The sequence below is a fragment of the Streptomyces sp. NPDC051219 genome, assembly GCF_040682335.1.
GTDB lineage: Bacteria > Actinomycetota > Actinomycetes > Streptomycetales > Streptomycetaceae > Streptomyces.
Map to the genome: position 1 here is coordinate 262181 of NZ_JBFBAS010000001.1, position 26632 is coordinate 288812.

At 70.8% G+C, this 26632-nt stretch carries 19 protein-coding genes; 7 read left to right on the forward strand and 12 right to left on the reverse strand.

All coding sequences use genetic code 11. The annotated features are described in order from the left end of the window. Positions 1–53 precede the first annotated feature (53 nt). From AB0M62_RS01300 to AB0M62_RS01310, 3 genes are all read left to right on the forward strand, one after another. Positions 54–1793: a D-aminoacylase gene (locus tag AB0M62_RS01300; protein WP_366071978.1), complete on the forward strand. Its 1740-nt coding sequence runs from the start codon at positions 54–56 to the stop codon at positions 1791–1793. Then, entirely contained in the window at positions 1790–3268 is a 1479-nt protein-coding gene (locus tag AB0M62_RS01305) for an aldehyde dehydrogenase family protein (RefSeq protein WP_366071979.1), read from the forward strand. Before AB0M62_RS01300 ends, AB0M62_RS01305 begins: the two co-directional genes overlap by 4 nt. 237 nt (positions 3269–3505) lie before the next feature. Next, a complete protein-coding gene (locus tag AB0M62_RS01310) occupies positions 3506–5071 on the forward strand; it encodes an APC family permease (protein ID WP_366071980.1) in 1566 nt (521 codons plus the stop codon). Positions 5072–5084: 13 nt separating this feature from the next. On the opposite strand, the gene AB0M62_RS01315 is transcribed toward AB0M62_RS01310, so the two are convergent. Beyond that, complete coding sequence (locus AB0M62_RS01315; RefSeq protein ID WP_366071981.1) at positions 5085–6590, reverse strand: CehA/McbA family metallohydrolase; 1506 nt, start codon at positions 6588–6590, stop codon at positions 5085–5087. A gap of 218 nt (positions 6591–6808) precedes the next feature. On the opposite strand from AB0M62_RS01315, the gene AB0M62_RS01320 reads away from it, so the two are divergent. Beyond that, entirely contained in the window at positions 6809–7636 is an 828-nt protein-coding gene (locus AB0M62_RS01320; protein WP_366071982.1) for an LLM class F420-dependent oxidoreductase, read from the forward strand. 111 nt (positions 7637–7747) lie between these two features. Here AB0M62_RS01320 and AB0M62_RS01325 read toward each other — a convergent pair whose 3' ends face one another. From AB0M62_RS01325 to AB0M62_RS01360, 8 genes are all read right to left on the reverse strand, one after another. After that, the gene (locus AB0M62_RS01325) at positions 7748–7963 is read right to left on the reverse strand and encodes a hypothetical protein (protein WP_366071983.1); all 216 of its coding nucleotides are present in this window, start codon (positions 7961–7963) and stop codon (positions 7748–7750) included. 70 nt (positions 7964–8033) lie between these two features. Further along, the gene (locus AB0M62_RS01330; protein ID WP_366071984.1) at positions 8034–9149 is read right to left on the reverse strand and encodes an ADP-ribosylglycohydrolase family protein; all 1116 of its coding nucleotides are present in this window, start codon (positions 9147–9149) and stop codon (positions 8034–8036) included. Between the two features lie 268 nt (positions 9150–9417). Next, entirely contained in the window at positions 9418–10857 is a 1440-nt protein-coding gene (locus AB0M62_RS01335) for an SPFH domain-containing protein (RefSeq protein ID WP_366071985.1), read from the reverse strand. Between the two features lie 111 nt (positions 10858–10968). Continuing rightward, positions 10969–11454, reverse strand: a complete 486-nt coding sequence (locus tag AB0M62_RS01340) for a hypothetical protein (RefSeq protein ID WP_366071986.1) — start codon at positions 11452–11454, stop codon at positions 10969–10971. A gap of 61 nt (positions 11455–11515) precedes the next feature. Further along, a complete protein-coding gene (locus AB0M62_RS01345; RefSeq protein ID WP_366071987.1) occupies positions 11516–14125 on the reverse strand; it encodes a bifunctional FO biosynthesis protein CofGH in 2610 nt (869 codons plus the stop codon). Positions 14126–14203: 78 nt separating this feature from the next. After that, entirely contained in the window at positions 14204–15727 is a 1524-nt protein-coding gene (locus AB0M62_RS01350; RefSeq protein WP_366071988.1) for a sodium:solute symporter family protein, read from the reverse strand. Positions 15728–15911: 184 nt separating this feature from the next. Then, on the reverse strand, positions 15912–16694 hold the full coding sequence (locus AB0M62_RS01355; protein ID WP_366071989.1) for an SDR family oxidoreductase: 783 nt from the start codon (positions 16692–16694) through the stop codon (positions 15912–15914). Between the two features lie 131 nt (positions 16695–16825). Beyond that, a complete protein-coding gene (locus AB0M62_RS01360; RefSeq protein WP_366071990.1) occupies positions 16826–18025 on the reverse strand; it encodes a PLP-dependent aminotransferase family protein in 1200 nt (399 codons plus the stop codon). Positions 18026–18162: 137 nt separating this feature from the next. Here AB0M62_RS01360 and AB0M62_RS01365 point away from each other — a divergent pair, with 137 nt between their 5' ends. Next, positions 18163–19035: a hypothetical protein gene (locus AB0M62_RS01365; protein ID WP_366071991.1), complete on the forward strand. Its 873-nt coding sequence runs from the start codon at positions 18163–18165 to the stop codon at positions 19033–19035. A gap of 174 nt (positions 19036–19209) precedes the next feature. Here AB0M62_RS01365 and AB0M62_RS01370 read toward each other — a convergent pair whose 3' ends face one another. From AB0M62_RS01370 to AB0M62_RS01380, 3 genes are all read right to left on the reverse strand, one after another. Beyond that, the gene (locus AB0M62_RS01370; RefSeq protein ID WP_366071992.1) at positions 19210–19419 is read right to left on the reverse strand and encodes a DUF397 domain-containing protein; all 210 of its coding nucleotides are present in this window, start codon (positions 19417–19419) and stop codon (positions 19210–19212) included. A gap of 188 nt (positions 19420–19607) precedes the next feature. Next, positions 19608–20477 (reverse strand): helix-turn-helix transcriptional regulator, encoded by an 870-nt coding sequence (locus AB0M62_RS01375; protein ID WP_366071993.1) that lies wholly within the window; start codon positions 20475–20477, stop codon positions 19608–19610. Positions 20478–20757: 280 nt separating this feature from the next. Continuing rightward, positions 20758–21522 (reverse strand): GPP34 family phosphoprotein, encoded by a 765-nt coding sequence (locus AB0M62_RS01380; protein ID WP_366071994.1) that lies wholly within the window; start codon positions 21520–21522, stop codon positions 20758–20760. 169 nt (positions 21523–21691) lie between these two features. On the opposite strand from AB0M62_RS01380, the gene AB0M62_RS01385 reads away from it, so the two are divergent. Beyond that, entirely contained in the window at positions 21692–24454 is a 2763-nt protein-coding gene (locus AB0M62_RS01385; protein WP_366071995.1) for a hypothetical protein, read from the forward strand. Between the two features lie 357 nt (positions 24455–24811). Continuing rightward, on the forward strand, positions 24812–26560 hold the full coding sequence (locus AB0M62_RS01390) for an MFS transporter (protein WP_366072239.1): 1749 nt from the start codon (positions 24812–24814) through the stop codon (positions 26558–26560). The last annotated feature ends 72 nt before the right edge of the window (positions 26561–26632 follow it).

Consider the following 26632-nt stretch of genomic DNA (forward strand, 5'->3'; position numbering starts at 1 on the left):
CGGCCGCAGCCATGTCCACCGCACCCATGCCCAGTCCGGAAGGGGTCCACGTTATGCTCGACCACCTCATTCGCGGAGCGACCGTCGTGGACGGGACCGGCGCTCCCTCGTACGTCGCCGACGTCGGCCTCCGCGACGGCCGCATCGCCGTCATCGCCAAGCCCGGCACGCTCACCGAAGAGGCGTGCACCAGTGAGGAGGCCGCCGGCCTCGTCCTCGCCCCCGGCTTCGTCGACCCGCACACGCACTACGACGCCCAGCTCTTCTGGGATCCGTACGCGACCCCGTCCATGAACCACGGCGTGACCACGGTCGCCGGCGGGAACTGCGGATTCACCCTCGCTCCCCTGCACCCCGGGCGGCCCGAGGACGCCGACTACACCCGGCGCATGATGTCGAAGGTGGAGGGCATGGCCCTCAAGGCGCTCGAGGAGGGCGTCGACTGGAGCTGGTCCACCTTCGGCGAATACCTGGACTCCCTGGAAGGCCGTATCGCCGTCAACGCGGGCTTCATGGTCGGGCACTGCGCGCTGCGACGGCACGTGATGGGTGCCGACGCGGTCGGCGGACGGCCGACCCCCGAGCAGCTCGACGAAATGCTCCGGCTCTTCCACGACGCGATGGACGCGGGAGCCTGGGGGCTCTCCACCACCCAGTCGGCCACCCACTCCGACGGCGACGGCCGGCCCGTCGCCTCCCGGCACGCCGAGCCGGCGGAACTCCTCGCCCTCGCACGGGCCGTCGCCGACCACGAAGGCACCCAGCTCGAAGCCATCGTCGCCGGCTGCCTCGACCAGTTCGCGGACGAGGAGATCGACCTCCTCGTCGAGATGAGCGCCGCCGCGGGCCGTCCGCTGAACTGGAACGTGCTGACCATCGACGCGTCCGTCCCCGAGCGCGTACCGCGCCAGCTCGTACCCAGCGAGCGCGCGCGCAAGGCGGGCGGTCGCATCGTCGCCCTCACCATGCCGATCCTCACTCCCATGAACATGTCGCTCGGCACGTTCTGCGCACTCAACCTCATTCCCGGCTGGGGCGACATCCTCGGCCTCCCCGTGCCCGAGCGGATCGCGAAGCTTCGCGATCCGGACCTCCGCGCCGAGATGCTGCGCCGCGCCGAAAGCGAGGAGGCCGGTGTCTTCCGGCGCCTCGCCGACTTCGGCCGGTACGTCATCGGCGACACCTACTCCAGGGAGAACGAGGGCCTCCGGGGACGCGTGGTGAAGGACATCGCCGCCGAGCGCGGCCAGGACGCCTTCCAGTGCCTCGTGGAGATCTGCACCAACGACGACCTGCGGACCGTCTTGTGGCCCATGCCCACCGACAACGACCCGGCGAGCTGGAAGCTGCGCAAGGAGACCTGGCAGCACGAGGACGTCATGCTGGGCGGCTCGGACGCCGGCGCGCACCTCGACCGGATGTGCGGCGCCCCGTACACCACCCGCTTCCTCGGCGACTGCCTGCGCGGCCGCAAGCTCGTCGGTCTGGAGGAGGCCGTGAGGATGCTGACCGATGAGCCCGCCCAGCTCTTCGGGCTGCGTGAGCGCGGCCGGATCGTGGAGGGCTTCCACGCGGACCTGGTCCTGTTCGATCCCGCACGGATCGAAGCCGGGCCCGCCACGCTCGTCCACGACCTGCCCGGTGACAGCCCGCGGCTCGACTCGCGGGCCATCGGGATCGTGTCCGTGCGCGTCAACGGAGTGGAGACGATCCGGGACGACCGCATCACCGGCGCGGTCCCGGGCACGGTGCTGCGCTCCGGCCGTCACACCAGGACGGTGAGCACGCAGTGACCCGGGAGGCGGCCCACGAGCAGCGGCTGTTCATCGGCGGGGAGTGGGCCGAACCCGACGAGGGGCACTACGAGGTGGTCAACCCGGCGACCGAACAGGTCGTCGGCCTGGCCCCCGAGGCGAGCCGCGCGCAGGTGTACGCGGCGGCCTCGGCCGCCCGCGAGGCGTTCGCCGACTGGTCGCGGACCAGACCCGAGGAGCGGGCCCGCGTCCTCGACCGGGCCGCGGACATCATGCAGCGCGAGTCCGAGCCGTACGCGGCGCTCGCGCAGGCGGAGAGCGGCGCGACGACGGCAACGGCACGCGGTATGCAGGTGGCGGTCGCGGTGGCCCGCTTCCGCAGGTACGCGAAGGGCGCTCTGGAGCCGGTCGAGGACCCTCTGCCCCCGCAGATCAACGAGGCCGGGCCGATGGGGAAGGCCGGAGTCTTCGGGGCGGTCGCGGTACGGCAGCCGGTGGGGGTGGTCACCTGCATCACCTCGTACAACAACCCGTGGGCCAACCCGGCCGGCAAGGTCGCACCCGCGCTGGCCATGGGCAACACGGTCGTCGTCAAGCCAGCCCCGCAGGATCCGCTCTCCGTCTACCGGATGGCGCAGGCCCTCGCGGAGGCCGGCGCCCCGGCGGGCGTGGTCAACGTGGTGACCGGCTCGGGCGCGGCCGCGGGCGAGGCGGCCGTCGACTCCCCGGACGTCGACATGGTCAGCTTCACCGGGTCCACGGCGGTGGGGCAGCGCATCGCCGAGGTGTGCGGGCGCGGGATGAAGCGGCAGCTCATGGAGCTGGGGGGAAAGGGCGCGGCGCTGGTCTTCGACGACATCGACGATGCGGGCCTCCTCTCCGCGACGAAGGGAATCGGCACGACCTTCTCCTTCTACAGCGGTCAGATCTGCACCGCGCCGACGCGGGTGATCGCGCAGCGCGGCATCTACGACCGGCTGGTCGAGAAGCTGACCGGCTACCTCGGCTTCATGACGGTGGGCGATCCGGCGGCCCGGGGCACGGTGGTCGGTCCGGTGATCTCCGCCGCGCACCGCGAACGCGTCGAGTCGTATGTCGAGCTGGGCAGAAAGGAGGGCGCGCGGCTGGTCGCGGGCGGTGAGCGGCCCGCGTGCGAAAAGGGCTTCTACGTGTCGCCCACCCTCTTCGCGGACTGCACCAACGACATGCGCGTCGTGCGGGAGGAGATCTTCGGCCCGGTCGTCGTGGTCGTCCCCTTCGACGACGAGGAGGAGGGCATCGCGCTGGCCAACGACAGCGACTTCGGCCTGATCGACTACGTCTGGTCGGGCGACGTGGCCCGTGCCTTCCGGGTGGCGCGGCGGCTGCGCGCCGGCGGGGTGGGGGTGAACACCGTCGGGCGGAACATGGAGGCGCCGTTCGGCGGCTTCAAGCGCAGCGGTGTGGGGCGGGACGTGGGCTCGTACGCGTTGCACGCGTACAGCGAGACGCAGGCGATCGTCTGGCCGGGATGAGGGCGCGAGCCGGCCGGCGGGAATCCGTACGGGAAACTTTTGAAACGGACATAACAGACACAGCTGCGGTTCTCGCAATACAGAAGGAATCGGGTGAGCCCTCTGGATGAGTGGGTGGCTTCGGGATTCAGCTTTCCATTCCCAGATCGTTTACCACTTCTTGCCGCATCATCCAAGGATTGAAGGCGGGAGTGTGACGCTCCGGATGTGGAAACCGCAGCATTTAACGTCCTCCACATGACTCAGGTGGAAGCACGGCCCCAGGCCGGAGACACGGTACGGGGCGTCGACGCGACCGACGGCGGCGTACGTGACAAGGGCCTCGGAGGCAACTCCGTCGGCCTCATGGGCAGCGCCGTCATCGGCATCTCGACCGTCGCACCCGTCTACTGTCTGACCTCGACTCTCGGCTCCACGGCCGGCGAGGTCGGCCTGCAGATGCCTGCCGTCTTCCTGGCCGGCTTCCTGCCGATGCTGCTGGTCGCCTTCGCTTACCGGGAGCTCAACCGGGCCATGCCGGACTGCGGCACCTCCTTCACCTGGACGGTGAAGGCGTTCGGCCCCCGCCTCGGCTGGATGTGCGGGTGGGGCCTCGTCATCGCGACGATCATCGTGCTCTCCAACCTCGCGGGCGTCGCCACCTCCTACTTCTGGCTGCTGGCGGGCGAGATCAGCGGCAGCGAATCGGTCGCCGCACTGGACGGCAACAAGGCCGTCCACATCGTCACCTGTCTGGCCCTCATCGCCATCGCGACGGCCATCAGCTACCGCGGCATGACCGCCACCAAGGGCGTGCAGTACGCACTGGTCGGCCTCCAGCTCGTCGTCCTCGCCGTCTTCGTGGTCATGGCCTTCCAGAAGGCCGGCAGTGGCTCCTTCGACACCGGCCTCGACTTCTCCTGGTCCTGGATGAACCCCTTCGCGGTCGAGTCCTTCTCCGCCTTCACCGCCGGACTCTCCCTCGCGATCTTCATCTACTGGGGCTGGGACGCCTGCCTGGCCACCAACGAGGAGACCACCGGCAGCGCGAAGACTCCCGGCCGCGCCGCCCTCATCGCGATGGTCGTCCTGGTCGGCTCCTACCTGGCCACCGGCATCGCCGCCCAGATGGCCGTCGGCTCCGGCGACAAGGGCCTCGGTCTCGCCAACCCGGAGACCTCCGACAACGTCTTCGCCGCTCTCGCCGGCCCGGTCATGGGCCCGGTCCTCGGCGTCCTGCTCTTCGTCGCGGTCCTCGCGTCGGCGGCGGCGAGCCTGCAGACCACCTTCATCCCGGTTGCCCGCACGGTCCTGGCGATGTCCACGTACGAGGCCCTGCCGCCGTCGTACGCCAAGGTCCACCCGCGCTTCAAGACACCCGGCCGCGCCACGGTCGTCGCGGGCATCGCGACCGGTGTCTTCTACACGGTCATGACGCTGGTCAGCGAGAACGTCCTGATCGACACGATCTACGCCCTCGGCCTGATGATCTGCTTCTACTACTCGATCACCGCGTTCGCCTGCGCCTGGTACTTCCGCCGCGACCTCTTCCGCTCCGCCCGCGACTTCGTCTACAAGGGCCTGTGCCCGGTTCTCGGTGGCGTGCTGCTCACAGCCGTCTTCGGCAAGACCCTGTACGACATGTGGGACCCGGCGTACGGCAGCGGCTCTGCCGTCTTCGGCGTCGGCTCGGTCTTCGTGATCGGCGTCGGGCTGCTGCTCCTCGGCCTCGTGATCATGCTGGTCACCGAGCGCCGCAGCCCGGCCTTCTTCCGCGGCGAGGTGCTCACGAAGGAGACCCCGGCACTGGTGGTCGCGGACTGAGGCGGACTGCCGGTCAGCTCCCCAGGAACACCGGGTTCGTCAGAGCCGCCGGCGGGCCCGGCAGGCCCGCCACCACCGGGGCGTGCCGGACTTCCGCCCGTACGTACGCGGCGTATGCGGCGGTCGTACGCCACTCCACCGTGCCGGCGCCCGACGCCGGGAGCGGGGTGGTGAACAGCGTGCCCTGGTCGGTGACGAAGTGGGCCGTGCAGCCCGGGGCGCCGGTGACTGCCAGGCGCACCGTGACCGGATCGTCGGCGTCCACGCGCAGGCGCTCGCCGATTCCGGCGTGGCGGGCGCGGCCGCCCGAGGCGCCGAAGGAGAGCGAGACGGCCGAGGACTCGGCGACATAGCTCCGGCCCGCCCTGATCCCCACCAGGACCGCCTCGCGCGAGAGGTCGTCGGCGAGCACGACGGTCTGTGGCACACCGACCACCTGCGGTTCACGGTGGGCGTCGCTGTTGCCCATCGCCGGAGTCCAGGAGCCGTCGCCGGAGCGGGCGGACGCGACCAGGGTGTTGTCCCAGGACGCGAGCGCCACCTCGTCCTCCGGGGTGTACGGGCCGTTCCAGACCTCGACCGCGTCGGCCTCGCCGAAGCCGAACTTCCAGTTGCAGCCGATGCAGGTCGCGTGCGGGTGGGCGGGGACCACCAGCCCGCCCGCCCGGCGGATGCCGCGGGCGAAGTGGCCGAAGCGGTTGTCGCGGGCCCGGTAGCGCCAGTCGGCATGGGTGCCGGGGTCGGTGCCGATCGCCACGATGTGGCCGTTGCGGGTGGTGACCTCCTCACCGGCGAGTATGAGCAGGTCGTCACCCCACAGGCCCTCCCACGCACGGTGGGCGGAGTGGGTGTTGTGCTCGCTGGTGTTGATGAAGTCCAGGCCCGCGGCACGCGCGGCCGCCGCGATCTCCGCCGGAGTGCGCCGGCCGTCGGAATGCACCGAGTGCAGATGGCAGTCGCCCCGGTACCACGCGCGGCCCCGGCCCCTGGCCCGGCTTGGCGGGTACACCGGCTTCGGCGCCGGGTCCGGGGCGCCGTACGAGAGGGTGATGGTCACGGTGTACGCCAGACCCTGCGGGGCCACCGTGTACGGCCCGAGCGCGATGTACCAGGTCCCCGCGCGGACGGGGCCGGGAAGATATCCGGGGGTCGCGTCGTCGGCGCGGATGAAGAACTCCGTACGGGCCCCACCGGACCAGCCACGGAACCCCCTGCCCCCAACATCGGTGCCGCGCTCGTCGAAGATGCCGATGTCCAGGGCGTTGCCCTGGGTGCCGGCCGGGACGGCGGGCCGCTCGTAGGTGTACGTGACGTGGATCTGCCTTACCCCGAGTGGGACTTCGACGGGGAGGTACACGAAGTCGGGGGAGCCGGGCGGCAGTGTGCCCCGTACGGCCTCGGTCTGCCGGCCGCTGCTGGGGGCGGCGTTCGCGAAGCTCACACTGCCCAACGTAAGCGCCGCCGCGGCTCCCGTCACCAGCAGTCCGCGTCTGCCCATCGCGCGTTCGTCGTCGCACATGCCGTCGGCTCCCCAGGGTGTCGAGAGGGACAGGAATGGTGCACTCAAACCCTGGTATTGAGCCCTGAACTTCCGTGCAAGGGAAGGGTGTTGTCAGATGGCGAAGGAATTGACACTGGGGTCGCGAGCCGGGCCGCGCGCCTCTCGGCATTCGGTCCCGTACGGCATACGTTTGCCCCGCCACCATTGACGACGACGATGGACGACGGAGGACCCGGATGCGGATCGCGACCACGATCTTCCTCACCGACGAGACGATCACGCCCGTTCGGCTGGCGCGCGAGCTGGAGGAGCGCGGATTCGCCGGGCTCTGGTTGCCTGAACACACCCATATCCCGGTGGAGCGCACGACGCCCAGCCCGGCGGGCGGCGAACTCCCGCGCGAGTACGGACGCACGCTCGACCCCTTCGTGGCCCTCGGCCAGGCCGCCGCGGTCACCGAGCGCCTCGCGCTGGGCACCGGGATCACGCTCGTCGCGCAGCGCGACCCGATCGCCCTGGCCAAGCAGATCGCGACCCTCGACCACCTCTCGGGCGGCCGTTTCACGCTCGGCGTCGGCTTTGGCTGGAACAAGGAGGAGGCCGCGGACCACGGCGTCGAGTGGACGTCGCGGCGCGAGCTCGTACGGGAGCGCATGGCCCTGATGCGCGCGCTGTGGGCAGACCGGCCGACAGCGTACAAGGGCGAGTTCGGGTCGGTCGCGGCCAGTTACGCCTACCCGAAGCCGGTGGGCGGTGCACCGCGCACGCTGGTCGGGGGAGCGGCCGGGCCCAAGCTCTTCTCGCACATCGCGGAGTACGCGCACGGCTGGATGCCGATCGGCGGGCGCGGCCTGACGGAGTCGGTGCCGCTGCTGCGCGGGGTGTGGGAGTCGGCCGGCCGGGCCCCGGAGGCGCTGGAGATCGTGCCGTACGCCGTTCGGCCCTCGCCCGGCAAGCTCGCGCACTACGCGGAGCTGGGCATTACGGAGCTCGTCCTCCAACTGCCGCCCGCCGGAGAGCCGGAGGTGCTGCGGGCGCTGGACGAGTACGCCCAGTACCTGTAGGTCGCTCGGCGGGGCCTCGGCAGGACGACGGCAGGAGTGCTGTGGTCACGGGGTGGCCGGGGCCACTCCTGCTTCAGAACCAGGACGGACCGCTGACCAGGCAGCTCAGAATCACGCCACGCCCGGCGCCGCAGTCGTCGTGGCCGGCTCCGAGAGGAGCGCGACCGGGCGCAGTTGCAGCGCGCCGGGTGCGTCCGTGCGAGGCGCGCCGTTCGCGGCCGGGCCGCCCTCCACGGCGAAGAGGCCGGCGGTGGCGAGAGCGGCGGCCGCCAGGGCTGCTGCGGTGAGCAGGCGCGGGGCCGGGGCGGTGGTGTGGGGCGCTGTCATACGTACGACTTTGCACAGATCACCCCCGGCCGGTCCGCAGACACGCGTTCGGCCGTGGTGGAGCACCCGGTCAGCCGCGCGGGTAGCGCACCAGCCAGCCCGGGGCGGATACCGCCGGGCCGTGCAGGGCGGGACCCTGGGTCATCTCCATGGCGAAGTCGTCCGCGAGCTCCAGCACCGTGCCGCGCCCCTCCAGCTCGGCCAGCCAGGCCGGCGGCAGCGCGGTCTCGCCGTGCAGGACGCCGAGCAGGGCGCCGCAGACCGCCCCCGTGGCGACGGACGCGCCGCCGTGGTTAACCGAGAGGCGGATCCCATGGCGTACGTCCTCGCCCACCAGGGCGCAGTAGACGGCGATGGCGAGGATGTCCTCGGCCACCCGCCCGTCGCCGAGCGATTCGACCAGAGCAGGGGACGGCATGCCCTGGCGTACCGCACCCAGCGCGCGCTTCAGGGCGTCCGTGACGGGCTGGTGGCCGGGGCGGGAGGCCAGCGCCGCCAGCGCCCGCTGGACCGACCCGTCGAGGGACTCGCCGCGGGCCAGGCCGTGCACGATCAGGGCGAGCGCGCCGGCCGAGAGATACGCGGTGGGGTGGCCGTGCGTCTGCGCCGCGCACTCCACGGCCAGCTGGAGGACCAGGGCCGGTTCCCATCCGACGAGCAGCCCGAACGGGGCCGACCGGACCAGCGCGCCGGCATCGCGCGCGGTGGGGTTCTTGGGTCTGTCCAGGGTGCCCATGCTCTCGTCGCCCAGCCCGGTCAGACAGGCGCGGGCGGCGTCGCGGCGGGCGTAGAGCCATTCCTCGCAGGCGAGCCAGCCGTTGTCCTTGCGGCGTTCGTCCGGCCCCCAGTCGCGCTGGGTGGCGGCCCATCGCAGATACGCGCGGTGAACGTCCGTGGGCGGGTGCCAGGCACCGGTGTCGCGGCGGACCTGTGCCCGTATCAGGCCGTCGACGGTGAACAGGGTCAGCTGCGTGGCGGCCGTGACGGCGCCGCGTCTGCCGTACGCCGGGACGAAGTCCATGATCCCCTCGGGCCCGTGGGAAGCACGTATCTCCTCGAAGGCGAGATCCGTGATCCCCGCGCCGAGCGCGTCGCCCATGGCGCCGCCGAGCAGGGTGCCGCGAACCCGGCTGCGGAAGTCCTGCTGCTCGGCCCGGCCCCAGACGGGTGTGGCTGCTGCGCTCATGGCGCAGCACTGTAATCGACCAGGAACGGCCGGTTCAGAAGGCAATGGGTATGTGAACGATCACCTAGTTGGCTCTCTGACCAAAGGCGTCGGGCAGGCGTCCAGCATCAGAGGCTTCCGCGTTCACCGGCATAAGCGGGGACCGCCTTCGCCGGCCGTCCGGTCCGCGTCCGGAGAATCGCGCGCGAGAGCCCGGACGGTGGCGGAACGCGCGAGAGCCCGGACGGTGGCGGAACACCGGCCGGGCTCTTCCCCGTGCGGGCTGGGATCAGTCCGTGATCTCGATCTTGCCGTTGGGCGACTCGGCGGCCGGCGCGGCAGCCGGCGCACCGGCCCCGGCACCCCGCTGGGTGATGCCCCGCAGCAGGGTCGCGACGTCGACACCCGTGGTGGAGGAAAGCAGCTCCACGCCCTGCGCGACGTTGTCCGCGACCGTTCGCGACAGCTGACTCGCGCCGTCCGTGGAGATCACGGTGAGCTTGTCGATGGCGCTCAGCGGTTCGGCCGCCTTGGCGACGATCTGCGGCAGCACCTCGACCAGCATCTGCAGCACAGCCGCGTCGCCGTACTGGGCGAACGCGTCCGCCTTCTTCTGCATGGCCTCGGCCTCCGCCGAACCCTTCGCGGCGATGGCCGCGGCGTGAGCCTCACCCTCGATACGCACGGCCTCGGCCAGCGCCGCGCGGTGCAGCTTCTCGCCCTCACCGGTCAGCCGCGAGCGCTCCGCGTCCGCCTCGGCCTCCTTGACCAGCGCGACCCGGCGGGCCTCCGCCTCCTGCTCGGCCTGGTAGCGGGCCGCGTCGGCCGGCTTACGGACCTTGGTGTCCAGCTCGCGGTCCGTCAGCGCCGCCTGTCGCTCGGCCACCTTCTCCTGCTCGGCGAGCACCTCCTGCCGGCGCGCTGCCTCGGCGAGCGGGCCCGCCGCATTCGCCTTGGCGGCCGCGGCCTCGGTCTCGGCCTTGATCTCCGCCTGGCGCAGGTTGAACGTCCGCTCCGCGACGGCGATCTCCTCGGCGGCCTTCAGGCGAGCCTGCTCGGACGCCCGGCGGGCGATGGCCTCCGCGATGTCGGCCTCCTGCTTGGCGCGGGCGGCCTCCGGACGCCCGAGGTCCTCCAGGTAGGAGCCCTCGGTGGTGATGTCCTGGATCTGGAAGGCGTCGAGCACGAGGCCCTGACCGGACAGGCTTGCCTCGGCCTCCTCCGCGACCTGGCCGGCGAACGCGGCCCGGTCCCGGATGATGTCCTCCACCGACATGCGGCCGACGATGGCGCGCAGCGCGCCGGACAGCACTTCCTGCGTGAAACCGACGATGCCGTCCTGCTGCTGGAGGAAGCGCTGAGCGGCCGCCCGGATACTGTCCTCGTTGCCGCCGACCTTGACGATCGCGACCCCTTCCAGATTGGCCTTCACGCCGCGTAGGGTGACCGCGCCGCGCACATGGATCGGGATGTGCCGGCTGGACAGGTCCAGGGTGAACTTCTGCTGGACGAACGGCACGACGAACACGCCGCCGCCGACGACGACCTTCTGGCCGCTGTTGTCGGTGCTGATCCGGCCGGTGACCGGGTCGGTGGACTTCTTGCCGCGGCGGCCGGTGATGATGAAGGCCTCGCTGGGACCCGCGACCTTGTAGCGCGTGATCACGACAAGGCCCAGCAGGACGAGGAGTACGACCACTCCCGCCACGGCTATGACGACTGAACTCATGAGAACCCCCCCTGCCACCCGGAGACGGCAGATCGATACGAATCGGATGGTTGGAAACAGTGGGCCCGGCCGCCGACGTGTCACGTCGCAACCAGTGGACCTGACGGGTGGTCAGCGCTGAACGGGGCGCACCGCGACCGAGGTGGCCGACAGCGCCGCTTCCACCCAGACCTCCGCGCCGCGCTCCACCGGCACCTCGGACTTCGCCGCCAACTTCACCGGCTGGCCCGCGAGACGCAGCAGAACCTCGCCGTAGCCGTCGGCCGGAATGGCCGTCACCACGGACCCCGAGGTCCCGACGAGGTCGTCCTGATGCGGAGTCGCGGCGGTCAGGTCGCGCATCAGCACGCGGCTGAGCTTCCACACGAGCCAGGCCGCCGTGCCCCCGACGAGCACCCCGACCGCGGTGGCAGCACCGGCCCCGAGGTCGGTGGAGCCCAGCACGATCGCGCCGCCGAAGCCGAGCATCGACACGAAGCCCGCGAGGACCGGCAGCGACAGCAGGCCGTCGAAGAGGGCCTCCAGAACACCGTCGAAAACCAGTGACAGCACCAGGAGCACGACCCCCGCGGTGCCCAGACCGAGAAACAAGGTCACCGGATATCCCCCCTACAGCCCCGCCGCACCCCTGACCTGTCGGGATCGTCTCACGCCGTCATCACTCCAGGACAGGGAGAAGTTCCGGCAGGTGGCCGTCGGAGGCGCGGGCCGCCGCCACCCTCTCCTGCGGCACCTCGCCGTACAGCGTCGTCCGGGGCTTCACCGGCCGGCCGGCCGACTCCGCGATCGCGACCAGGTCCTGGACCGAGCGGTACGAGCCGTAACTCGATCCGGCCATACGGGAGATGGTCTCCTCCATCAGCGTCCCGCCCAGGTCGTTCGCCCCAGACCGCAGCATCTCCGCCGCACCCTCCGCGCCGAGTTTGACCCAGCTGGTCTGGATATTGGTGATGTAAGGGTGCAGGAGGAGACGGGCCATCGCGGTCACCGCCCGGTTGTCCCGGGTGGTCGGACCGGGGCGTGCGATGCCCGCCAGATACACCGGGGCGTTGGTGTGGATGAAGGGCAGCGTCACGAACTCCGTGAAGCCGCCCACGTTCTCGGCCAGCGCGGCCTGCTGGACTCGGGCGAGCGTGCGGAAGTGGCCGAGCCAGTGCCGCGGCTGGTCCACATGCCCGTACATCATCGTCGAGGACGACCGGATGCCCAGCTCGTGGGCCGTCCGTACGACCTCGATCCAGGTCGCGGCCGGCAGCTTGCCCTTCGTCAGGATCCAGCGCACCTCGTCGTCGAGGATCTCTGCCGCCGTCCCCGGGATGGAGTCGAGCCCGGCCTCCTTCGCCGCCGCCAGCCACTCGCGGATCGACAATCCGGTGCGGGTCGCGCCGTTGACGACCTCCATCGGCGAGAAGGCGTGCACATGCATGCCCGGGACGCGCTCCTTCACCGCCCGCGCGATGTCGAAGTACGCGGTGCCCGGAAGATCCGGGTGGATGCCGCCCTGCATGCACACCTCGACCGCGCCCACCTCCCACGCCTGCTGCGCCCGGTCGGCGACCTGGTCGAGGGAGAGGGTGTAGGCGTCGGCGTCCGTGCGCCGCTGCGCGAACGCGCAGAAGCGGCAGCCGGTGTAGCAGACGTTGGTGAAGTTGATGTTCCGCGTGACGATGTACGTGACGTCGTCACCCACCACATCGCGCCGCAGCTGGTCCGCGATCCCGGTCAGCGCGTCCAGCGCCGGCCCGTCCGCGTGCAGCAGGGCCAGCGCTTCCGCGTCGGTCAGCTTCTGCGGATCGTCGGCGGCCTGCCTCAGCGCCTGGCGTACGTCGGTGTCGATGCGCTCCGGCGCCATGCCCGGTGCGGCCGCCTCGCGCAGCGCGTCCCAGTCGCCGTACACCGCGTCGAAGTCGTCCCGGCGGTCGGAGATCCGCCCGTCCGTGTCGATGGTCCGGTGCAGGTCCGTACGGCCGGACGCGACGAAGCCCTCATCGGGTTCCTGCCAGGGCCGGCCCTCCAGCACGGCATCCTCGCGGGCCAGGCCCGTCTCCGGGTCGGCCAGCGCCGTGACGTGCGGCAGCAGACGCGGGTCGAGCCAGGGCTCACCGCGCTGGACGAACTCCGGGTAGACGGCCAGGCGTTCCCGCAGCCGGAAGCCTTCGGCGGCGGAGCGCTCGGCGAGCTCCTCGATCTGGGGCCAGGGACGCTCGGGGTTGACGTGGTCAGGGGTGAGCGGGGAGACGCCGCCCCAGTCGTCGATCCCGGCGCCGATGAGACGCGCGTACTCGTCGTCCACCAGGTTGGGCGGCGCCTGGAGGCAGGCGGCGGGGCCCATGATGTGCCGGGCGACGGCGATGGTGGCGACCAGTTCGTCCAGCTCCGCGTCCGGCATGCCGCGCATCACCGTGTCCGGTTTGGCGCGGAAGTTCTGCATGATGAGTTCCTGAATGCCGCGATAGGCACGGGAGATCCGGCGCAGGACGAACAGCGACTCGGCACGCTCCTCGTACGTCTCCCCGATCCCGATCAGCAGCCCGCTGGTGAAGGGTACGGACGTGCGTCCCGCGTCCTCCAGGACACGAAGCCGGACGGCGGGTTCCTTGTCCGGGGAGCCGTAGTGGGGACCGCCGGGCTCACTCCAGAGCCGCTCGGCCGTGGTCTCCAGCATCATGCCCATCGACGGCGCGACCGGCTTGAGCCGCTGGAAGTCCGTCCAGGACATGACGCCCGGGTTGAGGTGCGGCAGCAGCCCCGTCTCCTCCAGGATGCGGATCGCCATCGCCCGTACGTACGCGATGGTGTCGTCGTACCCTTCCGCCTCCAGCCACTCGCGCGCCTCGGGCCAGCGGTCCTCGGGCTTGTCCCCCAGGGTGATCAGCGCTTCCTTGCAGCCCAGTTCGGCCCCGCGCCGGGCGATGGCCAGCACTTCGTCCGGGGACATGAACATCCCGTGGCCGGCGCGGCGCAGCTTGCCGGGAACGGTGGCGAAGGTGCAGTAGTGGCACTTGTCGCGGCACAGGCGGGTGAGCGGGATGAAGACGCTGCGCGAGTACGTAATGACTCCGGCGCGGCCCGCGGCTTCCAGACCCGCGTCGCGCACCCGTGCGGCGGAGGCGCACAGATCCGTGAGGTCGTGCCCGCGGGCCTGCAACAGCACGGCGGCCTCGGCGACATCCAGCGCCACTCCGTCCCGTGCACGCTTGAGCGCTCGCCGCATGGCGTTGGTGGTCGGTCCGGTTCCCTGCGGCTGCGGCGCGCTCGTCGTGGTCATCGTCCGAGCATAAGAGCGGACGCGCCCCGCCCGCGCCCTGGTGGCGGGGGCGGAGCGGAACGCGTAGGTGGCGGCCGGTCAGTCCTTCGCGGGTTCGCGGACCGCCGCCTCGCCGGCCGCCGCCGGAACCGGGACGGCGGCGCCCGCCGTGCCGCTGCCGTCGTCGCCGTTGATCTTGGCCAGCACCGCGTCGCGCTCCGGGGTGCCCTCCGGCTTGACGAAGCCGATCAGGATGTAGAGGACGAGCGAGACCGCGAGCGGGATGGAGACCTGGTACTGCAGCGGAACGCCGCCCTCCACGCGCCAGCTGATCGGGTAGTTGACCAGCCAGAAGGTCAGCAGGCCGATGCCCCAGCTCAGCAGCGCCGCCGTGGGGCCGCTCTTGCGGAACCAGGGCAGCATGCCCAGCATCAGCGGGATCGCGATCGGCCCCATGAGCCCGGCCACCCACTTGATGACGACGGTGATGATGTCGCCGAAGAAAGCGGAGTTGACCTGGGTCGCGATGGCCATCGAGAGGCCGAGGAACAGCAGAGTCGCCCAGCGGGCGGCGAGCAGTCCGGCGCGGGTGTCCCATTCGCGTACCTTGCGGGACACCGCGGGCATGATGTCGCGGGTGACGACGGCCGCGATCGCGTTCGCGTCGGAGGAGCACATCGCCATGGTGTGCGAGAAGAAGCCGACGATGACCAGGCCCAGCAGGCCGTGCGGCAGCAGCTGCTCGGCCATCAGCGCGTAGCTGTCGGAGGGCACGTCCGTCTTGATGAGCAGCGGCGCCACCCACATGGGGAAGAACAGCACCAGCGGCCAGACCAGCCACAGCACGGCTGACAGCCGGCCGGAGCGCTCGGCCGACTTCGCCGAGTCGGTTGCCATGTAGCGCTGGGCCTGGTTCCACATACCGCCGTTGTACTCAAAGGTCTTGATGAAGAGGTAGGCGATCAGGAAGACCATCATGTACGGGCCGGCCAGCGGCTCCCCGTGGCCCTTGAGTTCCGGCTCGTCCCAGACGTTCCACAGGCTGCTGAAGCCGCCCAGTTCCGCCATGACGGCGACGAGCATCGCGATTCCGGCCACGAACTGGATGATGAACTGCCCGAGTTCGGTGAGGGCGTCCGCCCAGAGCCCGCCCACCGTGCAGTAGACGGCGGTGACCGCGCCGGTGATCAGGATGCCCATGTTGAGCGAGACGCCGGTGAAGACGGACAGCAGGGTGGCGATGGCGGCCCATTTGGCACCGACGTCGACGATCTTCAGCAGGACGCCGGACCAGGCCAGGGCTTGCTGGGTCGGCAGGTTGTAGCGGTTCTTGAGGTACTCCAGCGGCGAGGACACACGCAGCCGCGAGCGCACCCGGTTGAGCCGGGGCGCGAAGACCTTGGACCCGATCGCGATGCCGATGGCAATGGGGAAGGACCAGGTCACGTACGAAGTGACGCCGTAGGTGTACGCGATGGCCGCGTAGCCCGTGAACATCACCGCGCTGTAGCCCGACATGTGGTGCGAGATGCCGGACAGCCACCAGGGCATCTTGCCGCCGGCCGTGAAGAAGTCGCTGACGTTGTCGACGCGTTTGTGGGACCAGACGCCGATCGCGACCATCACACCGAAGTAGCCGATTGCCTCTTCTTGACCTGTGGAGGCGTTGTCGTGAACGTGACGGCGAACACACCATGAGCGGGCCTTCGTCAGACACGGCACGCACGGCACACACGGCAGACATGCGAGAGAGGCCGCACGGGATGCGGGTCCCGTACGGCCGGAGAAGGGTGACGCCCGAGGACGCCTACCTCATCAACTCGCCCGCGTTCACCAGCAGTGACTGACCGGTGATCGCACGCGCCCGGTCGGAGGCCAGGAACACGGCGGCCTCCGCGACGTCGCTGTCGGTGGCCAGCTCGGGCAGCGCCATCCGCTCGGTGAGCCGGCCGAGTACCTCCGCCTCCGGGACACCTTCGGTGTGCGCGGTGAACTGCACGTAAGCCTGTACCGGTGGTCCCCACATCCAGCCGGGCAGCACCGTGTTCACCCGGATCCGGTACGGGCCCAGCTCGCGGGCCATGGAGTACATGGCCGACGTGAGCGCGCCCTTGGAGGCCGCGTAGGCCGCCTGCTGCACCTGTGAGGGTGCGGCCACGGCCGACTGGGTGCCGACGATGACGACCGAGCCGCCGTCCGCCTTGAGTGCGGGCAGGCAGGCGCGGGTCATCCTCAGGGTGCCGAGAAGGTTCACGTCGACGACTTGTTGCCAGGTGTCGAAGTCCGCATCCTCCACACCGCCGAAGTAGCTGTCCCAGGCGGCGACGTGCACCACCGCGTCGACGTGGCCGAACCGTTCGGCGGCGAGCGCGGCCAGCGCCTCGCACTGGGCCTCGTCACCGATGTCCGTGGGCCTGTACGCGGTGTGCGTTCCGTCCGGGTCGATCTCGGCGGCCGCCTTGGCGAGGTTCGCCTCGGTGCGGGCGCCGAGTACGGCGTTGCCGCCGTCGCGTACGACGGCGGCGGCGACTTGATGGCCCAGTCCGGCGCCGACGCCGGAGACGATGACGGTCTTCCCTCGCAGCAGCATGAGCGATCGCCCCCTGGCAGCAGCAATTCTGACGATGCGTCAGGGTAGGCGTGAAGCGCCGAGGAGGGAAGCGCCGAGGAGGGAAGCCGCGCGACGGTTATGAGGCGTGGGCCGTCGGGGGACGTGAGCTGTCACGAGACGTGCGCGGCCAGCGCCTTGCCGAGCCGCCGCAGACCCTCGGCGATCTCCTCGGGGGTATGGGTCACGAAGGACAGCCGCAGGGTGGCCGGATCGGGGGCGGCGGCGAAGAAGGGCGCTCCCGGTACGTACGCAACGTCGTGCCGCACCGCGGTCCTCAGCAGGGCGGTGGCGTCGTGCCCCGCCGGCAGCCGGGCCCATACGAACATCCCGCCCTCCGGACGGTTCCAGCCGGACCCCTCCGGCAGCGCGCCCAGGCCGAGCCCGTCGAGCAGTGCGTCGCGCCGCGCCCGGTAGGCGGTCCGCACCCGGTCCAGATGGCCGGTCAGGTCGGCCGCGGCGAGGTACCGTGCCGCCGCCACCTGGTCGACGGTCGAGGTGTGCAGATCGGCGGCCTGCTTGGCCACGGCGCACGCCCGGCGCAAGGAGTCCGGTGCCCGTAGCCAGCCCAGCCGCAGGCCGGGCGCCATGATTTTGGAGAAGCTGCCCAGCAAGGCCGTGCGGTCCTCGGCGCCGGGCTGCGCCGCCACCCAGGCCTCGGGCTCGCCCTCGTAGCGGAGTTCGCCGTACGGGTCGTCCTCGACGATCCGCACGCCGAGCCGGGCGGCGACCGAGGCAACCGCACGGCGGCGGGCGGCGGGCAGGGTCCGGCCGGTCGGGTTCTGGAAGGTCGGGATCGTGTAGAGGAACTTGGGGCGCTCGCGCACGACGAGCTCCTCGAGGGCCGCCGGGTCGATGCCGTCCTCGTCGCAGGGGACGGGCACGACGCGCGCGCCGGTGAAGCGGAAGCACTGGAGGGCGGCGAGGTAGGTGGGGCTCTCGACCAAAACGGTGTCCCCGGGCTCCAGCAGAGTGGCGGCGAGGAGGGTGAGGGCCTGCTGGGAGCCGGTGGTGATCAGTACGTCGTCGGGCCCCGTGGGCAGGCCGCGGGCGGTGATCCGGGCGGCGACGGCCTCGCGCAACGCGGGGAAGCCTTCGGTGGTGGAGTACTGCAGGGCGCGGCGCGGGGAGGTGGTGAGGGCGTCGCCGTAGGCGGCCCGCAGCCCTTCGGCGTCGAACAGCTCGGGGGCAGGCAGCCCGCCGGCGAAGGAGATCACCCCGGGGCGTTCGGTGAGCGCGAGGATGTCCCGTACGGGCGAACTGCCGACCGAGGTCGCGCGGGCGGCGAGTGGGGGCAGGGCGGCGGCGCGCATGAGGGCTCCTTCGCTGGGACGGGCGGCGGCTCTCCGGCACCCTAACGCGCAAAGATGCAGCTGCCACCTATTTGTCCGCCCGGTGAACCCCTGCCCGCCCTCTCCCCAACTGACTGGTCATCAGATAGACCGGAGGGATGACAGACGAGACGGCAGACGAGACGGCAGACGAGACGGCAGACACCCGCCCCGGCGTATACGCGGAGCTGGCCGCCGTCGGCCCGTACGGAGTCCACCCGGGCCACGCGCTGATTACCATGGTCGAGCCCCACCCGGGTCACGAGCACGCGTACAACCGCTGGTACGAGGACGACCACTACATCGCCGGCGCCATGGCGATGCCGTGGATGTACGCCGGCCGTCGCTGGGTCGCCACCCGGGAGCTCCAGCTGCTGCGCTACCCCGAGAAGTCCGCGGTCGCCCAGCCGGTCACCGCGGGGGCCTACATCTCCACATACTGGGTCACCGACGGGCGCTACGACGAGCACATGAAGTGGACCGTCGGCATCAACAAGCGGCTGAACCGGGACGGCCGCGTCTACCGGGACCGCACCCATGTCTTCACCGCCTTCCAGGACCATGAGGCCACGGTCTACCGGGACGGGGCGGCCGGGCCGCGTGACTTCCATGCGCTCGACCATCCGTACCGGGGGCTGGTCGTCGAGGTGGTGGATGCCGAGGGGCCGGAGCGGCGCGCCGAGTTGCTGGAGTGGCTGCGCGCGCGCCATCTGCCCGGGCGGCTCGACGGCTCGCCGGCGGCGATGGTGGTGATCTTCCGGCCGACGCCGCTGCCGGGTGACCGGATGACGTATGTGAAGCAGGTCGAGGGAGTGGACAGCCGGCTGACCCTGCTGTGGTTCCTGGAGCGTGACCCGGGGGAGTGCTGGCAGGAACACTTCACGCGGCTCGACGAGGCGGTGGCCGAGTCGGGGCTCGGCAGGGTCGAGCTGGTGGCGCCGTTCATCCCGACGGTGCCGGGCACGAACCGATACGTGGACCAGCTCAGGTAGGCGGCTCAGGAGGCAGCTCAGGCAGGCGGACATGGCCGAGCCCCCTCGGCCAGGACGGCGGACCAGTCGAGAGGGCTCATGTCGCCAGCGCTGGTTCTGCTGGGTTTGCTTGTTCTGCGTGTAGTGCGTGCAGTGCTTGTACTGCTCGCGCTTGTGCGGTCGTTGTACGGATGGTCAGCCGAGGTCAAACGCGCCCCGGCTGACTTCCGCGACGAACGCGGCCCACGAGTCCGGGACAAAGGTGATCGAGGGGCCCTCCGGCACCTTGGAGTCACGCACTGCAATTGCCTGCATGACGGGGGACTTCACCTCTACGCATGCACCGTTCCCGGTGGAATACGAGGACTTCGTCCAGGTATTCGTCGCGCCCTGATGAATTGCCATGTTCGCTCCGGTCTAGCCAGTTGTGTCGATTGCTGCGCCAACGTTCTTGATGGCGTGATCGACGCTACTCGCCAACTTCGGTGCGCGAAGGACGCGTTCACTCGACCGGATGGCATATACCAGGGGGGTCTTCCGCGCGGAGGTGGCGAAGGTGTACCGTACCTGCGCCCTGCCCCAAGGGGTGGATCTCAGCTCGCGTACTCCGTCGCGTACCCCTTGGCAATGTCGGCGATGAATTGCCGGGTCTGGTCCACATTCAGCGCCTGTGCACGCAGATGCTCGTACATGACGCTGTAGTTCTGGACGTCGTTCGCCTTCTCCAGGTAGAGATCGCTGGTGACACCCTCGATGTAGACCACACTGGAATCGGACGCGTCAGGGAATTCCAGAATCGCGTACTGGCCGTTCACCCCGGGGTGAGCCCCCATCGTGAAGGGCATGACCTGCACGGTCACATGCGGCAGCTGGGACTGCTCTATGAGGTGTTCCAGCTGCTGGATCATCAGCTGCTTGTCGCCGACCCTCCGGCGCAGCGCGGCCTCGTCGATCACCGCCCAGAGACGGAGCGGGTGCTCGGGTGCGGCGATCCGCTCCTGGCGGCGCAGCCGCACCTGCACACGCTTCTCGATGTCGGTGTGCGCGGTCTCCGGCAGGGCGCCGTTGATGAGCGCCTCCGCGTACTCGCGGGTCTGCAGCAGTCCGGGGACGACCTGGGGCTCGTACACGCGCAGTGAGGCCGCGTCCGTCTCGAGGCCGATGTAGACGCTGTACGGGATGTCGCCGAAGGCGTGCCACCAGCCCTGCTGGCGCGAGTCCTTGGCCATCTGCATCAGCGAGTCGACCAGGCGGCGGTCCTCGACCTCGTACACCTCACAGAGGTCCCGTACGTCGCGCTGGCTGATAGAACGGCGACCGTTCTCGAGGCGACTGATCTTGGACTGGGAGACCAGCAGGCGTTCGGCGACCTGTTCGGCCGTCATGCCCTTCTCCTCGCGAAGGCGTCGGAGCTCCATGCCGAGCCGGCGGCGTCGGACGGTGGGATTGACATTGGACGCCACGGGAACGGCACCTCCTACTGCTTACGTATCTCTGTGTATCTGCTCTTGAGCAGATTGCCACCAACCGGCGTGGCGGCGCTGGGAAATGCGATATGCAGCGGACGCTCACCGGCCGGGCGTGCGCCGCGGGCGGGCATGCGGACGCGCGGGGTGGCGTGCCCGGTCGGTACCGGTCACGCCACCCCGCGCGGCCTGCGGCTCCCGAACCGGATCTGTGGGGACAGTCGGTGTGGCGGGTGGTGCGGGGTGTTGTCGTTCAGTCGTTCAGTCGTTCAGGTGCTCAGTGCGCGACGGCGCGTGCCATGCTCCCGCGGCGCGATTGCATCGGCTGCGGCGGCATCGCTTGCAGTGGAACCCCGGCGGATTCCGTGCCCCGGACCGGCGACTGGCGCCCGCCCGGTGCCTGAGCGCGGCGCGGCTGGGCCACACCGTTCTGGACGTCCATCACGGCGTGCGCCACGAGTCCGCCCATGGGGTCGTGCCGGATCAGATCCCGGAGCCGGGAGCGCGAGGAGCGCCCCTCGTTGCCGGGGTACAGGTGCTTGCCGAGCCCGACTGCGTGGGCCAGCGCGGCAAGCGCTGCGGTCCGCGGGTCCGGCGGCACGCCGGTACGGATCGCACTGTCCAGCCGGCCCCTGATCTCCCGGCTGATTGCCGTGTCCGTCGCCTGGTAGCGAGTCGTCGGCAGAACTCCGCACATCTGGCCCGCCACGGCATGCACCATGCCGCACCGCTCCAGATGCGAGAGGTAAGTCTGGCGCAGCCCCAGGCGGGGCCCGCCGATCCAGTGCACTGCGCGCACCGGGCTGCCGCGTCTGCGCAGCAGTTCCAGTGCGGAGTCCAATGTCGGATCTCCTGTCGGCCGTGGCATCACCACGGCGATACGATCCCCGTCTGGGGCTATCCGTCCCGCCAGAGCCAGCTCTACTAGCTGGGCCCCGGCAAGGCCGAGGTCGAGCGACTGCGGCTGCGCCGTGGTACCCGTGGTCGGGTCCAAGGCGAGCAACAGAAGCTCCTCCGGAAGTGTTCTGCGGCTCCTGCCCATCCATGCCTCCCCGCGTGGATGAATGACAGGGTGACCCCTCTCACATTCATCTGTCGAGAGTGCCTGGGTGCTTTGTGAGGGAACCGGTAGCTATGTCGTTCTCGTCTAGCACGGGAACGAGGTCTCTGAGACGGGACACTGGTAGACGGTTCGGACAGCTTGGACAGCAATGGAGGAGGCATCGGTGGCGGGCGAGTCCCCCGACAAGTCGGAGCAGCAGGGGTCGTCGGGGGAGAGCACTCCGGCCGAGCGTGACCCGCGGCTGTCCGTGTTCCGTGAGGCGAAGACGAGTACGGATCAGCCGACGGCGGTGTTCAAGATGCCGCGCCCCGCAGAGGCGGCGGACGCGGCCGACGCACTTGACGCGGAGTCGGGGCCGACCGCCGGCGACTCGCGTCTGCGTGCGGCGGTGGCGGCGTGGATGGCGACCGCTGCGGAACCGTCTTCGGGTGCGGATGGCGACGCCGGTGCGCAGGACGCACCCCAGCCGGCTTCTGCCGCCGCACGCGCGGCGGAGGACGCCCCGGCAGCCGCCGGTCAAGACAGCGCCGGAGCCCCGGCGCCGCGGGACACGAAGCCGTCACGGGACGCGGCGGCCGAGGACGCCGGCCGGCCTGCGGCCGGGGCGGACGCACCTGAATCCGGCGCCCTCGAGCGTGCGGCGGACGCCGAGCCCGGTGGGCAGCGCGGCGCCGAGGACGCCGGCCGGCCTGCGGCCGGAAAGGGCGCGCCTGCTGCGCGCGAGCCCAAGCCTGCGGCGGGGGCGGACGTTGACGCGGAGTCGGCCGACGACTCGCCCGGCTCCGTTCGGCCCAAGCCCGGCACGGACACCGAGCTCCGAGAGAAGTCCGTGCGCGGCGCGGAGACCCAGCCCCCCACCGGGGCGGGCGCGCCGGCTGCGCGCGAGCCCAAGCCTGCGGCTGATGCTGATGCTGACGCGGAGTCATCTCGGGGTGGCACGAAGACCGAGGACGCTGCCGCCCGGCCGTCGGCCGGGGCGGACGTGCCTGCGGCTCGCGCGTCCAAGCCTGCGGCGGATGCCGAGGAGGCAGTGGCGAATTCCCGGCCTGCCGCCGGAGCGAAGCCGGAGGCCGAGCCGGCGCGCCGCGCGGAGGCCAAGGATGCCGCCCGGCCGGCGGCCGGCGCGGACCGTGCAGCTCTCGACGACCGGCCCGAGGCCGAGTCGCCCTCGGGCGGGTCCGGTGACGCGACTGCAAAGCCGGATCGTTCCTCCGGGACGCCGTCCAGGCAGAAGCGGCCGGCGGGCCCGGCGGGCGCCGACGCAAAGGCTGTCGATCAGGCCACCGCCGTGTTCAAGGCGATCCGGCCGCCGGTGGCGAAGCCGGAGCAGGCTGCGGATCAGGCCACCACGGCGTTCAAGGCGGTCCGGCCGCCCGCGGCGAAGCCGGAGCCCGGCGCCGATCAGACCGCTTCGCCGCCGGCGGCGAAGCAGGAGCACGACGGTGACCAGGCCACTACGGCGTTCAAGGCCGTACGGCCGTCCGCGTCGGCGCCCGAGTCCGTCGCCGAGCGCACCAGCAAGTTCGTACCGCTGAAGCCGACCGGAGCGCAGGCGCCTGCGCGGCCGTCCGCACCCGCGAGCCCGTCGCTCGGGGAGAGCGAGCGGACCAAGCAGCAGCCCCTGCCGCCCAAGCCGCCGCTCGACATGCTGGCCGAACTGACCAACACCCCGCCCCCCGCGCCCACGCCGGTGCGGACCGCCGTGCGGCGGGTCAAGATCTGGACCCCGCTGGTCGTTCTGCTGGCGATCGTCTTTGCGGTCGTACAGCTCGTGCGTCCGCTGCCCGATCCCCAGCTGTCCATGACCGCGAAGTCGACGTTCGCCTTCGAAGGGGACAAGCCGTCCCTGCCCTGGCCTGCCAAGGGCCAGGCATTCATGGCGGCGTCGGGTCTCGGCACCGTCGGCTCCTCCGGCGAGCAGAAGCCCGTACCGATCGCCAGTGTCACCAAGGCGATGACGGCGTACGTCATCCTCAGGGACCACCCGCTCAAGGAGGGCGAGGACGGCCCGTCGATCGAGATCGACGCCAAGGGGGAGGCCGAGGGCCAGTTGGACAAGTCGGACGGCGAGTCGACACTCAACACCGTCAAGGAGGGCGACAAGCTCAGCCTCCATGACGCGCTCGCGGCCATCATGATTCCGTCCGCAAACAACATCGCGCGCCAGCTCGCCCGATGGGACGCCGGTTCCGAGGAGGCGTTCGTCAAGAAGATGAACGAGGCCGCCAAGGAGCTCGGGATGACGAACACCACGTACACGGACCCGTCCGGACTCAACGCGACGACCGTGAGCACCGCCGAGGACCAGGTGAAGCTGGGTCTGGAGCTGGTCGAAATCCCGGCGTTGATGGACATCACCAAGCTGCCGGAGTGGAAGGACCCGTCGGGCAAGAACTGGCGGAACTGGAACGAGCTCGTCCCGTTCGACGGCGCACTCGGTATCAAGACCGGCAGCACGACGAAGGCCGGCGGCAACTTGCTGTTCGCCGCGCACAAGAAGGTCGGTGCGACGGACCAGCTCATCGTTGGTGCAGTGCTCGCCCAGCACGACACACCCATCCTCGGCACGGCCATCAAGGCGAGCAAGGACATCATGCTCGCGACGCAGGAACTGCTCGAGTCCCACGTCGTCGTGAAAAGGGGCGATGTCGTCGGCCATGTCGACGACGGCCTGGGCGGGACGACACCCGTCGTCGCGACCAAGGACGTGAACGCGGTGGGCTGGCCCGGACTCACGGTGAAGATCGAACTGAGCGACGGCGGCTCGGCCGTCCCGCATTCGGCCAGGGCCGGGACGGAGGTCGGGACGCTGACCGTGGGTGAGGGCGCCAGTCAGGTGAAGGTGCCGGTCGCGCTTCAGCAGGACCTCGCGGAGCCGTCGTTCGGCGACAAGCTGACGCGGGTCGCCTGATACCGCCACCCCGGGCCCGGCGGACGCGTGCGTGTTAGCGTCCCCGGGTCCGTCCCCGGCCCCGGCTCCGGCTCCGGCCACCGGGCAACCTCACGGTGCCGGGACGGCGTCTAGGTGGGCGTACGGGCGTACGGGCGTACGGGGACGTACACCGGGGGACGTATCCCCAGGACGTGACCGGGACGGGTGCGCGCGGAAGACGGGGAGGGTCGGGGAGTGACCACCGCTGAGCCGAGGCGCGCCCACGGAGAGTCAGGTACGGAGCCGGGTGCAGGGCCGGACGCAGAGCCGCACGCCGAGTCCGACGGCCTGTCCGGCCTGTCCGGCCCGTCCGGAGGAACGGCGGCGCGAATAGCGCTGCCGCCGGCCCGCGCCGGGGAAAGCGGTGGTGAACCGCCGCGTCGCGCGCTGCGCCACCCGGTGACGTTGGCGACCGCCCTCGCCGCGCTCGCGCACATCGTCTGGTTCTTCTTCTTCGCGAACAGCGGCGGCGACCTCGCGGCCCAGGACGCCTGGGCCGAGTTCGTGGGCCGGCACCCGGACTCCGCGTACAACCTCGCCTGGTACGGCGGGATGCACCCGGTCTCGTACAGCGTCGTGTCCCCGTATCTGATGTCCGTGCTCGGTGTCCGTACGACGATGATGATCGCCGGCACCGTCTCGGCCGGCCTGATCGCCCTGATCCTGACCCGTTGCCATGGTGCCGTGGCCAACCCGCTGCCGCCCGCCCTCGCCGGCGTGTTCGCGTTGCTCTGCAACGCCCTGTCGGGCCGGGTGACCTTCGGGCTGGGCACGATGTTCGCGCTGGGCGCTGTGGCCGCCGTCTTCTGCTGGCCGCGCCGCTGGGCGGAGAACCGGTGGGCGAAGGCCGCCGTCGCGGCGCCGCTCGCCGGGCTGGCGACGGCGAGCAGCCCGGTGGCCGGACTGTTCGTCGGAGTCGTCGCGGCTGCGCTGTTCCTGAGCCGGCGGCGGCCGGGGGCGTACGCGCTGGGACTCGCGCCGGCCGCGGTGGTGGCGCTTTCCGCCTGGCTGTTCCCGTTCTCGGGGACGCAGCCGATGTCCGTGTGGACGGCCTCGCTGCCCTTTCTCTTCTCGGTGCTGGTGTTCGTCCTCGTGCCGAAGGACTGGCGGACGGTCCGGATCTCCGCCGTCGTCTACGGCCTCGGGGTCCTGCTCACCTGGCTGGTCGATTCCCAGATCGGCTCCAACGTCACCCGGCTGGCGATGCTGTTCGCGGGGGTCGTGCTGATCGCCGCCCTGCCCTTCGCGGTGCCACGCTCGCGCGAGTGGTTCGCGATCGTCGTAGCGTTCGCGGGGCTCAACGTCTGGATCGGCTTCAAGGGCGTCGACGACGTGGTCCGTACGACGCCGGTGGCTTCCTGGACACGTGAGCTCGCGCCGCTCGTCAACCAGTTGCAGCAAGTGGGGGCGGAGCGGGGGCGCGTCGAGGTGGTGCCCGCCCGGAGTCACCGGGAGGCCTCGGCCCTCGCGCCGTACGTCAACCTCGCGCGCGGCTGGAACCGGCAGGCGGACATGGAGCGTAATCCGCTCTTCTACGACGACACCCTCAACGCCGCCAACTACCGGGAGTGGCTGGATCGCTGGGCCGTCCACTACGTGGTGCTGCCGAAAGGCGCCCCGGACTCCACCGGGGCGGAGCAGGAGACTCTGCTCGTTCAGGAAGGCCAGCCGTATCTGAAGCAGGTGTGGGCAGACGCCAACTGGCAGCTGTTCCGGGTCCAGGACCCGACCCCACTGGCCGATCCGCCCGCGACGGTGACCCGCGCGGGAGCGGGCGGGCTGACCATCAAGGTGAAGGCCGAGGGCCGGGTGCTCATCCGCGTCCCGTACTCGCCGTGGCTGGGCCTGGTCGATGCCGAAGGCAAGAGGGTGGAGCCCCCGCAGGAAACGGCCCGGTCACAGGAGCGCCAGGACGACGGGCGCCCGAAGGACTTCGTGAACGTGAGCGGGTGCCTGATGAAGGCGGAGGAGGACGCGTCGGGCGACGAATGGACGGAACTGCTCGCCCCGAGACCGGGGACGTACCGCCTCGCGGCGCCCTACCATGTGCCGCGTGGCACGCCCTGTCCGGAGGAGCTGCGCTGAACGCGCGTTGCGGCCCGGTCCCCGCGGGTTGCCCGGGCTGCCGTGGGGGACGGTCAAACGCGCAGGGGCCTA